Here is a 13,343-nt window from a genome sequence, read left to right as displayed (position 1 = left end):
GGCGCGGTAGCCGGAACCAACGCCGGCGCCGGGTCCACGGACCCGGCGCCGGCGAACCGCGTAGCCGCAGCACCGACCGCCGCCCCACCCGCACCGCTCCCGACCGCCGCACAGAGAGTCGCCCGATGACCGATCAGCACGCCGCCGCTCCCGGTGACTTCGCCGAGGTCGAGATGCGCGGCATCGTCAGGCGGTTCCCGGGTGTCCTCGCCAACGACCACGTGGACCTGACCGTCGCCACCGGCGAGATCCACGCGGTCATGGGCGAGAACGGCGCGGGCAAGTCGACGCTCATGTCGATCCTGTACGGCCTCCAGCGCCCCGACGCCGGCCACATCCTGCTGCGCGGCCGCGAACACTCCTTCGCGTCCCCCGTGCAGGCCATCGGCGCCGGACTGGGCATGGTCCACCAGGGCTTCAAGCTGTTCCCCTCGCTGACCGTCACCGAGAACGTCGTGTACGGCAGCGAACCCACCCGGCGCGGCCTGGTCGATCGCACGAGCGCTCGCGCGCGCGTGGCCGAACTGGTCGACACGCACGGCCTGCACGTGCCGCCCGACGCGCGCGTGGAGGACCTGCCGGTCGGCGTGCAGCAGCGCGTGGAGATCCTCAAGCTGCTCTACCGCGACGCCCGCGTGCTGATCCTCGACGAGCCCACCGCCGTGCTCACGCCCGCCGAGGCCGGCCGACTCCTCGACGTGATCCGCGGCCTGGCCCGATCCGGGCGCACGGTCCTGCTGGTCACCCACAAGCTGGGCGAGGTGATGGCGGTCAGCGACCGGGTCACCGTGCTGCGCGACGGCCGGGTCACCGCCCGACTCGCCACCGCGGAGACCAGCCCGGCCGAGATCGCGCTGGCGATGACCGGCCGCCGGATCGACCTCGAACGCACCCACCCCGCGGGCTCCCCCGCCGCCGAGGTCCTGGCCGTGCACGGCCTGACGGTGTCCGCGGGGCGCGACGCCAAGCCGCTCGTGGACGACGTCTCACTGACCGTGCGCGCGGGCGAGATCGTCGGCGTGGCCGGGGTCGCGGGCAACGGCCAGAGCGAACTCGTCGAGGCGCTCGCCGGGTTGCGCCCCGCGACCGCCGGGCGGGTCGTCGTGGCCGGCCACGACGTCAGCGGCGCCCCGGTGGACCGCCGCCGGCACGCGGGCCTGGCCTACGTGCCCGAGGACCGCGGCACGGTCGGCGCCGCCCGCGACGCGTCGCTCGCCGACAACCTCGCGATGGGCTTCCACCGCGCGCCGCCGCTCGCCGGGCGGGGCGGGTTCCTGCGCCGCGCTGCCATCCGCGAGCACGCGACGCGCGTCATCGAGCGCTTCGGCGTCAAGGCCGCGTCGACCGCGGTGACCATCGGCACGCTGTCCGGCGGCAACCAGCAGAAGGCGATCCTCGGCCGCGAGATCACCCATGACGCGCCACTGCTGCTGGTCGAGCAGCCCACCCGCGGCGTGGACATCGGCTCGATCGAGAACATCCACGCCCGGCTGGTCGAATACCGCGACGCCGGCCACGGCGTGCTGCTCGTGTCCGCCGAGCTGAGCGAGATCCTCGCCCTGGCCGACCGGGTCCTGGTCATGTACGAGGGCCGGATCGTCGCCGAGATCCCCCGCGCCGACGCCGACGCGTACGGCATCGGGCTCGCGATGGCGGGCGGCACGCCGAGCCCACGCGCCGACGACTCCGGCGGCTCGGACGACTCCGGCCGCTCCGGCGGCTCGGGCGACTCCGACGACTCCGGCGGCCCGGGCGACCCGCTCGACAGCGCCGACCCCGAGCCCCCCGCCGAAACGACCACCGCCCACCAGGCCTGACGGGTTATCAGATATGACTGCCATCAAGGCCGGTACGGCCACCGCGAACCCACCGGGCCCGGCCCGCCGCGTCGCCCTGCGCGTGCGCGGCGTCGTGCTGTCGCCGGTCACCGTGTCGATCGTGGCCGCGCTCGTGCTCGGCGCGATCATCCTCGCCGCGACCGGCGCCGACCCGCTCACCGCGTACACCTCGGTGCTGACCAGTGCCTTCGGCTCCGAGGGCTTCGGCGACACGCTCGGCGAGTGCATCCCCATCGTGGGCCTGGCGTTGGCGCTCGCCATCCCGCTGCGCGCGGGTCTGGTCAACCTCGGCGGTGACGGCCAGCTCGTGCTCGGCGCGCTCGCGGCCGCGGCGGTCGGCCTGTACTCGCCGTTCCCCAGCGCGATCACCGTCGTCCTCGCGCTGCTCGCGGGCATGCTCGCGGGCGGCCTGTGGGCCGGCCTGGCCGCCCTCCTGGAGACCCGCTGCGGGGTTCCGCTGCTGGTCAGCAGCCTGCTGCTGAGCTACCCGGCGATGTCGTTCGTGTCCTACATGGTGCGCTTCCCGCTGCTCCAGAACGGGTCCGGGATCCCGCAGACCGAGCGGCTGCCCGAGGGCGTCAAGCTGCCCGAGTTCGCCGCCGGATCGGGCGCGGGCACCGGGGTCAGCGTCGGGATCGTGTTGGTCGTGCTCGCCGCGGTGATCTACTTCGTGGTCGACCACCGCACGGCGGCCGGCTACGAGGTGCGGATGACCGGCCTGGGCGCGCGCTTCGCGGCGTACGCCGGGGTGGACCGGTCGCGGCTGACCCTGCGGCTGATGTTCGCGTCCGGCTCGCTGGCCGGCCTGGTCGGCGCGATCGGCGTGCTCGGCTTCCCGTACCGCCTGGTCGACGGCGCGCTGACCTCCCCCGGCTACACCTGGACCGGCCTGCTGGCCGCGCTGCTCGCCGCCGCGTCGCCGATCGGCACCGTGGCCGCCGGGTTCTTCTTCGGCGCGCTGACCATCGGCGGCTTCGGCATGGAGCAGGAGACCGCGGTGCCGCAGCAGCTCACCGCCGTGCTCCAGGCCGTGGTGATCCTGTTCCTGGCGGTCCGCGGTGGCGTGTTCCGCAAGGGCGGGTGGTTGCGCCGACTCGGCAGGTCGCCCGACGCCGGCTCGCATCCACCGCCCCATCCACCGCCGCACCTCGAAACCGGCGTGACCGGACCGCTCGCCCCCGCGAGCAGCGACGGAGGTAACTGACCATGTCCTTCGACGCGGAACTGATCTTCTCCGCGCTCCGCGCGCTCACTCCGATCCTGTTCGCCGCGCTGGGCGGGGCCCTGTGCGAGCGCGCCGGCGTGTTCAACGTGTCGCTCGAAGGCACCATGCTGATCGGCTGCTTCGCGGCCGTCACCGGCAGCTGGTTCGGCGGCAGCGTCTGGGTCGGCGTGATCTCCGCCGTGCTCGCCGCGATGGTCTTCTCGCTGCTGCTTGCGATCGGCGCGGTCACCCTGGGCGCGGACGCCGTGGTGCTGTGCATCGCGCTGAACCTGCTCGCCGTCGGGCTGACCGGCTTCCTGCTGCGGACGATCTTCGGCAAGCAGGGCACGTTCGGCGACCCGGACCTCAAGGGCCTACAGCCGGTGGACATCCCCGGCCTGGAATCGGTGCCGTTCCTCGGTCGCGCGCTGTCCGGACACTCGCCGCTGGTGTACCTGTCCTGGGTGGCCGTGGTCGTGATCGCGGTCCTGCTCGCCCGGCACCCGTGGGGCGTTCGCCTGCGCGGCGTCGGCGAGGCGCCCGAGGCGGCCCAGTCGCTCGGCGTCAGCGTCGCCCGCTACCGCTACGCGGCGATCCTGACCTCGGGCGCGCTGTGCGGCCTGGCCGGCGCGCAACTCGCGCTCGGCAATGTCACGCTGTTCTCCGAGAACATGACCGCGGGCCGCGGCTGGATCGCGGTCGTCGCGGTGATGCTCGGGCGCGCGCTGCCGATCGGGGTACTGCTCGCCGGGATCCTGTTCGGTCTGGTCGAGGCGGTCGGCTTCCGGCTCCAGGGCGAGGGCATGCCGCAGCAGGCCGCGGACGCGGCGCCGTACGTGATGACCCTGGTCGCGCTCTTCCTCTCCACCCGGTCCCGCGCACGTCGCGGCAGCGCGCCCCCGGGCCGCCTCACCGGCCGCATCCCCCGTCCCCGCCGCCTCACCCGCACCACCTCGGAGTCGCAGTCATGAGCACGCCCACCACCTGTCCCGCCGTGTTGCCGATCACCAAGATCCCCAGCAGCGGCCTCCCGGCGCACGCCCTGGTCGTCGGCGATCCCGCGCGGGCGGCGCTGGTCGCGGAACGCCTGGACGACGCGCGGCGGATCGGCGCCAACCGCGAGTACGTGAGCTACGCGGGCACGTGGCGCGGCGTACCGGTCGTGGTGTCCTCGCACGGCGTGGGCGGCCCGGGCGCGGCCTGCCTGTTCGGCGAGCTGGCCGAGGCGGGCGTGCGGACCTTCGTCCGGCTCGGCACCGCGGGCGCGATGGCGCGCGGGATCGCCGACGGCGACCTGGTCGTGGCGACCGGGGCGGTGCGCGACGACGGCGTGACCCAGCAGCTCGTGCCGGCCGAGTTCCCGGCGTTCTCCACGCCCGAGGTGGTGCTCGCCCTCCAGGGCGCGGCCCGCGCGCACGCGGCGCCGCACCACCGCGGCACCGTGTGGACCCGCGCGGCGTTCATGCCGGGCGTGCTCGAACTGCCGATGCGGCCCTACCAGGCGGCCGGTGTGCTCGCGATCGAGATGGAACTGTCCGCGCTGCTGGTCTTCGCGGCGCTCGGCGGGTACCGGGCCGGCGGCGTGCTGGTCGTGGACGGCATCGCGGCGGACGACCTGGTGGACGAGGCCGGCGCCTCGACGTACGACCCGCACCGTCGGGTCGTCGCCGACGGCGTCGAGCGCGGCGTGGTGGTGGCGCTGGACGCGCTGTACCGGCTGGCGACGGACGAGGCGGCCGAGGCGGCGGGCCGCGCGTGATCGACCTGCTCGTCACCGGCGGCGCCGTGCTGACCGCCGACGCCGAGGACACGTACGTGCCGGACGGCGCCGTGGCGGTGCACGACGGACGGATCGTGGCGGTGGGGACGGCGGCCGAGCTGGGCGCGAGCCATCCCGCGAGGGACACGGTGGACGCGCGCGGCTGCCTGGTCCTGCCCGGTCTGGTCAACGCGCACGCGCACTCGGCGATGACGCTCTTCCGGGGCCGCGCCGACGACGTCGACCTCCAGGTGTTCCTGGCCCGGCTGGTCGCCGCCGAGAGCGCGGTGCTGACCGCCGAGGCGGTCGAGACGGCGGTGCGGCTCGCGCTCGCCGAGTCGATCCGGGCCGGCGTGACCACGGCGATGGACATGTACTGGTTCCCGGAGGCGGGACTCGCCGCCGCCGACCAGGCCGGCTTCCGCCTGGTGACCGGGCCGACCTTCATGGACGTGCCGGGGCCACCGGACGGGCTCGACTTCGCCGAGCGGTTGCGCCGGGCGCCCGAGCTGCTGCGCGGTTCGGCGACGCGCTGCGTGACGCCGCACAGCGCGTACACCCTGGACCCCGAGCAGTTGCTCGCGGTCGCCGAACTCGCGCGCGAGCACGGCGCGTTGCTGCACATCCACGCGGCCGAGAACGCCGTCGAGGTGGAGACGGTGCGCGGCCGCTACGGTTGTCGACCGGTGGAACTCCTGCACCACCTGGGCCTGCTCGGCCCCGGCACGCTGCTCGCACACGCGGTCTGCCTGACCGACGCGGAGATCGCGCTGATCGCGGCGTCGGGCGCGGGGGTCGCGCACTGTCCGGTCTCGAACCTCAAGCTCGCCTCGGGAGTGGCCCGACTGCCCGAACTGCTCGCCGCCGGCGTGCCGGTGGGCCTGGGCACCGATGGCGCGGTCAGCTCCAACGCCCTGGACCTGTTCGCGCCGATCCGGGCCGCCGCGGTTCTGCACCGGGCCACGCCCGGCGGCGCGACCGACCCCACGGCGATCGGGGCGCGCACCGCCGTCCGGATGGCCACCGCCGAGGGTGCCCGCGCGATCGGCATCGGCGCGCTGACCGGCTCGCTCGAAGTCGGCAAGGCGGCCGACCTCGTCGTGCTCGACCTGAACCGGCCGCACCTGACGCCGCGGCACGACCCGTGGTCGATGCTCGCGTACGCCGCCGGCCCCGCCGACGTCCGCGACACCGTTATCGGCGGCCGGGTCGTCATGCGCGACCGCCGGCTGCTTACGATCGACGAAAGCGCGGCGATCGAGGAGCTGACCGCCCTCGCCGCCACGCTGCCCGAACCGTCCGGCCGAATCGGTGTCCCGACATGAACTCACCCACCCGCGGCTTCGTCGGCCGCCACACCGCCGCCGAGCGCGACCCCCGGTTGCCCCCCGGCCAGTACGACGCGCGCGACGACTTCCCCGTGCTGTCCGCCGAGGTCACCCCCGAACTGGCGGCCGCCGACTGGTCGTTCCGGATCGACGGCCTGGTCGACCGGCCGCGGACGTGGACCTGGGAGCAGGCCCGCGAACTCCCCCGCGAGCGGTACGACGGGCCGATCCACTGCGTCACGTCGTGGTCGAAGCTGCGCACCGACTTCACCGGCATCGGCCTGGACGCGCTGCTGTCCGCCGCCGGCCCGTCGCCGGCCGCCACCCACGCGGTGGCCTACTCGCACACCGGCTACACCACCAACCTCGCGCTCGCCGACCTGACCGACGGCCGGGCCTGGATCGCGTTCGACTTCGAGGGCGCGCCGCTGACCCCCGCGCACGGCGGGCCGGCCCGGCTGCTCGTGCCGCACCTGTACTTCTGGAAGAGCGTCAAGTGGATCGCGGGCCTGCGCCTGCTCGACCACGACGAGCCGGGCTTCTGGGAGGTCAACGGCTACCACCATCGCGGCGACCCGTGGGCAGAGGAGCGCTACTCCGGTGACTGATCCGACGAACGACCCCGCGCTGCCCGCGTTCGCGGCTCCGGGGCGGGCCGCGCCGAGCCTGCGCGGCCGGGTCGACTGGCAGCGCGGGACGGTGGTCGAGGTCCGGCGCGAGACCCCGAACGCGGTGACCGTACGGCTCGCGCTGCCGGTGTGGAACGCGCATGTCGCGGGCCAGCACTACATGTTGCGGCTGACCGCGGCCGACGGGTACACCGCGCAGCGGCACTACTCGGTCGGGTCGGCGCCGGACGACGAGGGGCACATCGAGTTCACCGTCGACCGGATGCCGGGCGGCGAGGTGTCGGGATTCCTGCACAACGTGGCCCGACCCGGTGACGTGCTGGAGGTACGCGGCCCGCTCGGCGGATTCTTCGCGTGGCCCGGCGATCGGCCGGTGCTGTTGGTCGCCGGCGGGTCGGGTCTGGTCCCGTTGATGGCGATGGTGCGCCACCGGCGGCGGCGCGGCCTGGCGGTGCCGCTGCGGCTCGTCGCGTGCGCGCGGACGCCCGAAGACCTTTTGTACGCACGGGAGTTGGCGCCGTTGCCAGGCGAGAGCCACACGGTCTTGTACAGCCGGTCGGCGCCGAGCGGGTATCCGCATCCGGTCGGGCGGCTGAGCGCGGACACGATCGCGCCGCACGCGGCCGCGGCGGTCGCGGACGAGGCGTACGAGGTGTTCGTGTGCGGCTCGACCGGATTCGCGGAACACGCGGGGCGGTTGCTGACCGCGGCGGGTGTACCGACCTCGCGAATCCGGGTGGAGCGCTTCGGCTGAGGCCGAGTGTCCGGCGAGACGAAAAGCGGCCGGCGGCACGGAGATCCGTGCCGTCGGCCGCTTTTCGCGTGTCCTCGCGATCCCTCGCGATGGCTCGCGTGTCCTCGCCTGTCCTCGCGTGTGTCCTCGCGATCATCGCGCTCAGTCCAGGACCGGCCGATCGCCCGTCAGGTCCAGCCGCTCGAACGTGGCCGTCTCCGGGTGGTCGCCCACGCCGCGGTCGTAGTACGGCTCACCGGGCCTGCGCACCCCGATCGTCCACCACCCGGCCGCGCGGGCCGCGTCCAGTTCCTCGACCAGGTCGGAGAGGAAGACCAGCCGCTCGGGGCGGGGCTCGCCGATCTGCGCGGCGATCGAGCGGTAGGAGTCGGCGACCTTCTTGGGGCCGGCGTTCTCGGTGTCGAAGTGACCGGAGAACAGCGGCAGCAGCGAACCCTCGGGCGAGCTGCCGAACCACGCGCGCTGCGCGGCGACCGAGCCCGACGAGAAGACGTACAGCGTGTGGCCCGCCGCGTGCCAGGCCCGCAGGGCCGGGATCGCGTCCGGGTAGAAGTGCGAGGTCAGCTCGCCGGACGCGAAGCCCTCGGCCCAGATCAGGCCCTGGAGGGCCTTGAGCGGGGTGGCCTTCTCGTCCCGGTCGAGCCAGCCGTTCAGCGCCTCGACGATCCGCTTGGTGTCCGCGTCGGGCTCGCCGATCAGCTCGCGCACTCCGGCGGCCGCGCGGGCGACGTCCGGGTGGTCGCCGTGCTCGTCGAGCCATCGCGCGAAGTGCTCGCGGGAGTAGGGGTAGAGCTGTTCGGTGATGAAGCCGGTCGCGCTGGTGGTGCCCTCGATGTCGACGACGACCGTGAGCGGCGCGTCGGCGGCGTCGTCGGTGGTGGTGCCGTGCTCGGTGCTGGGGTCTGTGCTCGGGTCGATGCTCGGGTCGGTGCTTGGGCTCACGCGGCGTACCCGGCCCAGATCTCGTCGAAGTCCGGGAAGCGGGAGGCGATCGGGTCGCCGGTGAAGTCGCCGACCCAGCCGTCCTCGTCGTGGAAGAACCGGATCGCCGCGACCGACGGCTCGACGCCCATGTCGAACCAGTGCGTGATGCCCTTCGGGACCGAGAGCAGGTCGCCCGCCTCGCACAGCACCGCGTGCACGCGGCCCGCGATGTGCAGGTAGAAGATGCCCGCGCCCTCGACGAAGAAGCGGACCTCGTCGTCGTCGTGGGTGTGCTCGGTCAGGAACTTCGCCCGCGCGCCCGCGGCCTTCGCCGGCCACTCGGGGTCGTCGGAGGGCTGTAGCCGGATCACGTCGACCAGGATGTAGCCCTCGGCGGCGGTGATCCGGTCCACCTCGGTCCGGTAGGCCGCGATGACCTCGTCCTGCGTGGCGCCGGTGGGCAGGACGGCGTCGGCGGTCCAGCGCTCGAAGCGCACGCCGATCGGCTCCAGGGCGCTCGCGATGGCGGCCGGGTCCGGGGTGCGCAGGATCGGCTCGGCGGCGTCGGTCTCGGGCCAGACGGTCAGCAAGGACATGGCGTCCCTCCATGTGTACTGAATCGGGGTGGGCGCCCCGTGCGGTGGGTCTTGTTGCGGACCACCCCCAAAACTACCGTCCTGCCCCGATCCGATCGAGGGCGCGGGTCACTCGGCGAGCCGGTGTCGATCGGCCGGCGCGCGGGCCCGGCGCGGCGGCCGGCCGTCACGTCCGAATAACGAACCGGAGCGGCTCCTGAGCGTCGCGAGCCCGGATCCCACCTCGCGATTCCGACAACTCGGGACACCGGGCGTTACCGATGCGTGATCATTCGGCCGTTCCACAACGGGGAGGTCACGAATCCCGTTTTCAGGGTTTGTCCGATTCTTTGTGGCCTTCCGCTTGATCGGCCTAGGGTCGCCACCTCGTGCCGCCGAGGTGGGCGGAGCGGGTCCTGTCCCCGACGGAAGGAGCTGACCGCGTTTGCGTGCCGCCGACGAGAGACCCCCATCCGGGGCCGGAATATCCCGGCGCGGCCTCCTGCGCGGCGCCGGTGGTGTCGGACTGGCGGTGGCCCTCGCGGGCGGCGTCGCCGCCGCGAGCGGATGCAGTCGGGTGGACCTGAACGACGAGCCCGACGGCGGGACCCTGCTGCACCGGCTGCGCGAACGCGGCTCGGTGCGAATCGGCTTCGCCAACGAGGCGCCGTACAGCTTCCTGGACAAGAACGCCGATCTCACCGGCGAGGCCGCCGAGCTCGCCAAGGTCGTCTTCGAGCGGCTGGGCGTGCGCAAGGTCGAGCCCGTCCCCTCCGACTTCGGCGCGCTGATCCCGGGCCTGCGCTCGGGGCTCTTCGACATCGTGGGCGCGGGGATGTCCATCACGCCGCGACGCTGCGAGCAAGTGCTCTTCAGCGACCCCGAGTTCGACGCCTCCGAGGCGTTCCTGGTACCGAAGGGCAATCCCCGGAAGCTGGCCACGATGGCCGACGTCGCCGCCGCGCCGGACCTGCGCCTGGGCGTACTCCTGGGCGCGGTCGAGCTGGAGGTCGCCACCAAGAGCGGTGTCGCCGACTCGCGGATCACCCGGTTCGCCGACCAGCCGAGCGCCTTCGACGGAATGATCGGCGGTCGCGTGGACGCCGTCGCGCTCACCTCGATCTCGCTGCGCTGGGGACTGAAGCAGCGTTCGCACGCGAATCTCGAGGTCACCGCGCCGTACCGGCCGGTGATCGACGGCAAGGAATTCACCTCCGCCGCAGGCGGGTTCGCCGTGACGCCGGATCAGACCGACTTCGTCGCGGCTTTCAACCGCGAGCTGCACAAGCTCCGCGACAGCGGCGAACTGTTGCGAATCCAAAGGCCCTTCGGCTTCTCCGAGACGGATGTACCCGCGCCCGACCTGACCGCGCGAAAGGTGTGTGCGGCATGACGCCACCGCCCCGCACCCCCACGACCCGCCGACCGTTGCGCGCACGAGCGGAGGTGACCGGATGACCTCCGGGCAGTTCGACCTCCTCCTGCACGGTGCGCTCAACACCGTCTACCTCACCCTCGGCGGCGGCGCCCTCGGCCTGGCCTTCGCGCTGGCCGCCGGATTGGCGCGGACCGCCGGCAGCCGGGTGCTCCGCGTCGTCGGGGCGTGCTACGTCGAGATCTTCCGCGGCCTGCCGACGCTGGTCCTCGCGTTCTGGTTCGTGTTCGTACTCCCGCCGCTGGGTTGGCAGTTGCACCAGATGTGGGCCGGCATGCTGGCCCTGGGGCTGAACATCGGCGCCTACGCCGCGGAGGTCGTGCGCGGTGCGATCAAGGCCGTTCCGCGCGCCCAGATCGAGGCCGCGATCGCACTCGACTTCACCCGCGGGCAACGGATCCGGCGGGTGGTGCTGCCGCAGGCGTACGTCGCGATGCTGCCGCCGCTGGGCAACAACCTGATCGAGTTGCTCAAGATGTCCGCCGTGGTGTCGATCGTGTCGATCCCCGACCTGACCTTCAACGGCCAACTGATCCGGATGTCCTCGGGCGAGACCACCCTGGTGTTCACCGGCCTGCTGTTCGGCTACGCCCTGATCGCACTGGTCCTGACCACGCTGATGCGCGCGCTGGAGCGGCACGCCGCGCGGTCGCTGGGCCGAACTCCCGACCCGGGGCCACTGCGCCGGGTCCTGCGCCGGGCGGAGGCGGGCTCGTGAACTGGGACTGGGACTACGCGTGGGACATCGTCCCGGACCTGTGGGACGGGATGCTCGTCGCGCTCCAGGCGACCCTGTACGGCTACGTGCTGGCGCTGGTGCTCGGCCTGGGCCTGGCGCTGCTGCGGCGCAGCCCCACCCGCTGGGTCACCGTGCCGGTCACGCTGGTCTCCGAACTGATCCGCTGTACTCCGCTGTTGGTCCAGCTCTTCGTCATGTTCTACCTGCTGCCGAGCATCGGGATCAGCTGGGAACCGCTGACCGTCGGCGCGTTGACCCTGGGCATCCACTACGCGACGTACGTCTCCGAGGTGTACCGCTCGGGGATCGACGGCGTGCCGGTCGGGCAGTGGGAGGCGGCGACGGCGCTCAATCTGCCGCGCCGGCGGGTGTGGACGTCGCTGATCCTGCCGCAGGCAGTACCGCGCGTGATCCCCGCGCTCGGCAACTACCTGTTGGCGATGTTCAAGGACACCCCGCAGTTGATCGCGATCACCGTCGTGGAGGTGTTCTCCACCGCCCGCGAGCTCAACTCGGAGACGTTCCGCACGCTGGAGCCGTTCACCGTCGCCGGGGTCTTCTACCTCGTGGTCGCGCTCGTGATGTCCGGGCTGCTGCGCCTGGTCGAGCGCCGGTTCGGGCGGGTGCGGTCGATGTGAGCGGCGGGAGTGGGACCGGCGGGTGCGGCAGTGGGACCGGACCGGCGGCGATCCGAGGGCTCCGAATGATTCGAGTGATCCAAGTGATCCAAGTAATCCGAGTGATCCGGAGCGACAAGCGATACAGCGCTACAGCGATACAGGAGGAGACCCCGTGACGCAGCTCGACGCGCCCTCGGCGCGCGGTCCCGGCGACAACGTGCCGCCGGCCGACTTCGTCGGCTTCGACAAGGTCGGCAAGCGGTTCGGCGCCAACGTCGTGCTGGACGACCTGTCCTTCGGCGTGTCCGCCGGCGAGCGGGTCACCCTGATCGGACCCAGCGGTTCCGGCAAGACCACCATTCTGCGGATGCTGATGACGTTGGCCCGACCGGACACCGGCGTGATCAGCGTGGGCGGGGAGCCGCTGTTCCACGAGCGGCGCGGCGACCGGCTGGTGCCGGCGTCGGAACGGCACATCCGCGCCATGCGCGGCCGGATCACCATGGTGTTCCAGCAGTTCAACCTGTTCCCGAACATGCGGGTGCTGCGCAATGTCACCGAGGCACCGATCCGGGTGCACGGCGTCGCGAAGGACGAGGCAGAGGAGCGTGCCGCGACCCTGCTCGACCTGGTCGGGCTGCGCGACAAGCTGGACGCCTACCCCTCGCAGCTGTCCGGTGGCCAGCAGCAACGGGTGGCGATCGCCCGGGCGTTGGCGGTCGAGCCGGACATCCTGCTGCTGGACGAGGTGACTTCGGCGCTCGACCCGGAGATCGCCGCGGAAGTGCTGGACGTGCTGCGGGAGATCGCGCGCGGTACCGACGTGACGATGCTGTGTGTCACGCACGCGATGCGCTTCGCCCGGGACGTGTCCGACCGGGTCCTGATGTTCTGCGACGGCGGCATCGTCGAATCGGGCCCGCCGGAGCAACTCTTCGGCGACCCGCAACACGACCGCACCCGCCGGTTCCTGAAGTCCGTGCTCGACGAGGCGTAAGCGCGGCGGGACGCCCTGTCCGGGGGCCTGGGCCCGTCCGCCGGCTCAGGGCAGCAGGCCCGCCGCCCGGGCGGCGACCGCGGCTTCGACGCGGTTGTGGGCGCCCAGTTTGCGCATCGCCGAGCGCAGGTAGCTCTTGACCGTCTCGGGGCCGAGACCCAGCGCCTGACCGGCCTCCGCGTTGGTGCGGCCGACGGCGACGTGGGCCAGGACGTCCGTCTCGCGGCGGGTCAGGTGCGGGGTCGGTCCGCCGCCGGCCGAGGTCGCGGCCGTGTGGGCCAGGCGGGCGCAGACGTCGCGCAGCCGCTCGCCCAGCGCCGGGTCGGTCGCGGTGGTGGCCAGGGCGAGCAGGTCGGCGTGCGCCCGGCGGATCTCCAGGGCCGCCCAGCCCGGCAGTTCGGCGGCCTGCGCGAGGCGGCGCTCGACCTCGCGGGCGACGGCGATCTCGTGTCCGGCGTCCCGGGCTCCTCCGTCCTCCGGCCTCCGGCCGCACCCGCCGCGGTTCGGCACCGGCAACGTACTGCGGCGGGCCGCACCGCAG

At 73.1% G+C, this 13,343-nt stretch carries 14 protein-coding genes; 11 read left to right on the top strand and 3 right to left on the bottom strand.

Annotated elements, in window-relative coordinates; translation table 11 throughout:
• Positions 1 to 125: 125 nt before the first annotated feature.
• Genes OG928_RS28900 through OG928_RS28870 form a run of 7 tightly spaced genes read left to right on the top strand, consistent with a single transcriptional unit; the run spans position 126 to position 7,512 of the window.
• The gene (locus tag OG928_RS28900) at positions 126 to 1,817 is read left to right on the top strand and encodes an ABC transporter ATP-binding protein (RefSeq protein ID WP_406289076.1); all 1,692 of its coding nucleotides are present in this window, start codon (positions 126 to 128) and stop codon (positions 1,815 to 1,817) included.
• 13 nt (positions 1,818 to 1,830) lie between these two features.
• Positions 1,831 to 3,042, top strand: a complete 1,212-nt coding sequence (locus OG928_RS28895) for an ABC transporter permease (RefSeq protein WP_406289074.1) — start codon at positions 1,831 to 1,833, stop codon at positions 3,040 to 3,042.
• A 2-nt stretch (positions 3,043 to 3,044) separates the two neighbouring features.
• The gene (locus OG928_RS28890) at positions 3,045 to 4,013 is read left to right on the top strand and encodes an ABC transporter permease (protein ID WP_406289071.1); all 969 of its coding nucleotides are present in this window, start codon (positions 3,045 to 3,047) and stop codon (positions 4,011 to 4,013) included.
• On the top strand, positions 4,010 to 4,801 hold the full coding sequence (locus tag OG928_RS28885) for a nucleoside phosphorylase (RefSeq protein WP_406289068.1): 792 nt from the start codon (positions 4,010 to 4,012) through the stop codon (positions 4,799 to 4,801). The genes OG928_RS28890 and OG928_RS28885 overlap by 4 nt, the downstream gene beginning before the upstream one ends.
• Positions 4,798 to 6,126: an amidohydrolase family protein gene (locus OG928_RS28880; protein ID WP_406289065.1), complete on the top strand. Its 1,329-nt coding sequence runs from the start codon at positions 4,798 to 4,800 to the stop codon at positions 6,124 to 6,126. The genes OG928_RS28885 and OG928_RS28880 overlap by 4 nt, the downstream gene beginning before the upstream one ends.
• Entirely contained in the window at positions 6,123 to 6,737 is a 615-nt protein-coding gene (locus OG928_RS28875; RefSeq protein ID WP_406289063.1) for a sulfite oxidase-like oxidoreductase, read from the top strand. Before OG928_RS28880 ends, OG928_RS28875 begins: the two co-directional genes overlap by 4 nt.
• Positions 6,730 to 7,512, top strand: a complete 783-nt coding sequence (locus tag OG928_RS28870) for a ferredoxin reductase (protein WP_406289060.1) — start codon at positions 6,730 to 6,732, stop codon at positions 7,510 to 7,512. The genes OG928_RS28875 and OG928_RS28870 overlap by 8 nt, the downstream gene beginning before the upstream one ends.
• A gap of 141 nt (positions 7,513 to 7,653) precedes the next feature.
• Here OG928_RS28870 and mtnC read toward each other — a convergent pair whose 3' ends face one another.
• Both mtnC and OG928_RS28860 read right to left on the bottom strand, forming a co-directional pair.
• Complete coding sequence (gene mtnC, locus OG928_RS28865; protein ID WP_406289057.1) at positions 7,654 to 8,454, bottom strand: acireductone synthase; 801 nt, start codon at positions 8,452 to 8,454, stop codon at positions 7,654 to 7,656.
• Positions 8,451 to 9,032, bottom strand: coding sequence for a 1,2-dihydroxy-3-keto-5-methylthiopentene dioxygenase (locus OG928_RS28860; protein WP_406289054.1), 582 nt, complete (start codon positions 9,030 to 9,032; stop codon positions 8,451 to 8,453). The genes mtnC and OG928_RS28860 overlap by 4 nt, the downstream gene beginning before the upstream one ends.
• A 424-nt stretch (positions 9,033 to 9,456) precedes the next feature.
• Between OG928_RS28860 and ehuB the strand changes: the two genes are divergently transcribed.
• The 4 genes from ehuB (at position 9,457) to ehuA (ending at position 12,802) form a co-directional block, all read left to right on the top strand.
• Positions 9,457 to 10,404 (top strand): ectoine/hydroxyectoine ABC transporter substrate-binding protein EhuB, encoded by a 948-nt coding sequence (ehuB, locus tag OG928_RS28855; protein ID WP_406289052.1) that lies wholly within the window; start codon positions 9,457 to 9,459, stop codon positions 10,402 to 10,404.
• Positions 10,405 to 10,465: 61 nt separating this feature from the next.
• On the top strand, positions 10,466 to 11,164 hold the full coding sequence (gene ehuC, locus OG928_RS28850; RefSeq protein WP_406289050.1) for an ectoine/hydroxyectoine ABC transporter permease subunit EhuC: 699 nt from the start codon (positions 10,466 to 10,468) through the stop codon (positions 11,162 to 11,164).
• The gene (ehuD, locus tag OG928_RS28845; RefSeq protein ID WP_406289048.1) at positions 11,161 to 11,823 is read left to right on the top strand and encodes an ectoine/hydroxyectoine ABC transporter permease subunit EhuD; all 663 of its coding nucleotides are present in this window, start codon (positions 11,161 to 11,163) and stop codon (positions 11,821 to 11,823) included. Before ehuC ends, ehuD begins: the two co-directional genes overlap by 4 nt.
• Before the next feature lie 199 nt (positions 11,824 to 12,022).
• The gene (gene ehuA, locus OG928_RS28840; RefSeq protein ID WP_406291278.1) at positions 12,023 to 12,802 is read left to right on the top strand and encodes an ectoine/hydroxyectoine ABC transporter ATP-binding protein EhuA; all 780 of its coding nucleotides are present in this window, start codon (positions 12,023 to 12,025) and stop codon (positions 12,800 to 12,802) included.
• 45 nt (positions 12,803 to 12,847) lie between these two features.
• Here ehuA and OG928_RS28835 read toward each other — a convergent pair whose 3' ends face one another.
• Positions 12,848 to 13,312: a response regulator transcription factor gene (locus tag OG928_RS28835; RefSeq protein WP_406289045.1), complete on the bottom strand. Its 465-nt coding sequence runs from the start codon at positions 13,310 to 13,312 to the stop codon at positions 12,848 to 12,850.
• Positions 13,313 to 13,343: the final 31 nt, after the last annotated feature.

This window comes from Embleya sp. NBC_00896 (genome assembly GCF_045207785.1).
In the GTDB taxonomy this organism is placed as follows: Bacteria; Actinomycetota; Actinomycetes; order Streptomycetales; family Streptomycetaceae; genus Embleya.
The sequence above is the reverse complement of the archived record's forward strand: the minus strand, read 5'-3'. Positions and strand labels throughout refer to the sequence as shown.